The organism is Eubacterium uniforme (assembly GCF_900167115.1).
GTDB lineage: Bacteria > Bacillota > Clostridia > Lachnospirales > Lachnospiraceae > Eubacterium_S > Eubacterium_S uniforme.
Map to the genome: position 1 here is coordinate 1 of NZ_FUXZ01000035.1, position 1,645 is coordinate 1,645.

Below are 1,645 nucleotides of genomic sequence, written 5' to 3' on the forward strand. Positions count from 1 at the left end.
AAAAATCTTTTAAATTCATTAAAGGTAAATTTTAAGGTTATCATCTGTAAGAATTTACAGAATACATCAGAGTTAAACAAAACTATTTATAGAAAGGCAATTGAAAGTGATTATAAAGAACTATCAGATGCATTTAATCAATATACTTCAGAAAAAGTATATGCAGGAATGGAAGGATTATCACTTTCTAAATATTTTATTATTTCAACCGAAAAGAATGATTATAGTTCTGCAGAAAGTTTTTTTGCTTCGTTGGAAGGTAGATTAATAGCCTTGTTTAAAAAACTTGGAAGTGGTCTTATTCCGTTAACCTGTGAAGATAGACTTAGAAGTTTACATGGATTTTATAGAATGGGATATGAAAAGGATTTTTCATTTTCCTGGGAAGAATCTTTAAGTCTTGGTAGAGATTGGAGAAGAGATATTATTAATACAGCTCAAAAAATCCATAGTAGATATATTACCATGGATTATGGGAAAAGATACGTAAGCACGTATTATATATCTGAATTTCCATCAGAACTTGATGATACATTCATATGGGAATTATCTCAAGTAGATTTTCCAATAATAGTAACAATAGATGTTACACCAATATCAAAGAATGAGATTCAAAAGATTTTGAAACGTAAGTATACCAATGTTAACATGTCTATTGCAAGAGAACAAGAAGTAAATAATAAGGCAGGTTATTTTTCAAATAGAATCAGTTTTGAAAAAACCGCAATGATAGATGAACTTGAAGAATACATGGAAGAACTTAGAGGTAATGATGAAAATATATTTGACACAAGTATCATTATTGCCTTATCTTCAGAATCGCTTGATGAACTTAATAAACAGGCTGAAGAAATAGATAATATTTGTAATACGTATGGATTAACATTATCGTGCTTAATAGATGATCAAAGAGAAGGACTTAAAAGTGTTCTTCCAACATCAGCAAGATTTCTTCATGTATATAGACCTTTATTCACATCAGCCCTTTCAGGATTTACACCTTTTAATGTAATAGATATTAATGATAAGGATGGATTTTTTTATGGGATTAATCAGGTAAGTAAGAAAGGTATCTTTGGTAACAGGAAAAAATACCAGAATGGAAATGGATTTTTCTTTGGTATATCTGGTTCGGGGAAATCCATGAACGCAAAGATGGAAATGGATCAGGTACTCTGCAGAACGATGGATGATGTTTTGATTATTGACCCAATGGGTGAATATAGAGAAAATGTAATTAATAATAATGGATATTACTATGATTTTGAAAAAAATGGAGATATTCATATTAATCCATTACATGTACATAGTCATATAAGCGATAAGGATGCATTTATCTCTCAAAAAGCTGAGTTTTTATATGCATTCTGTGAAGAAACTGTTTATCCAGATAGATTAAGTAATAAACATATTAATATGATTGATAAAGCTTGTATAGGGATATATGAAGACTATTTTAAATCAGACAAAAAAGAAAGTCCTACATTGATTACATTTAGAAATAAATTGATAGAAATAGCTAATGAGGATTTGGAAGATACAAAGTCAGTTTATGCAAAAGATTTGGCTGATGAATTAGAAGCTATTACCAATGGAACACTTAGCGTATTTTGTCATCAACAAACAGCTGTAGAAAAAAGGAGAA

1 protein-coding gene is annotated in these 1,645 nt (G+C 29.4%); it reads left to right on the top strand.

Annotated features, from left to right (window positions below):
• Positions 1 to 1,645, top strand: a 1,645-nt coding sequence (locus tag B5D16_RS12520) for a VirB4-like conjugal transfer ATPase, CD1110 family (RefSeq protein ID WP_078767254.1), incomplete at both ends; no start/stop codon positions are given.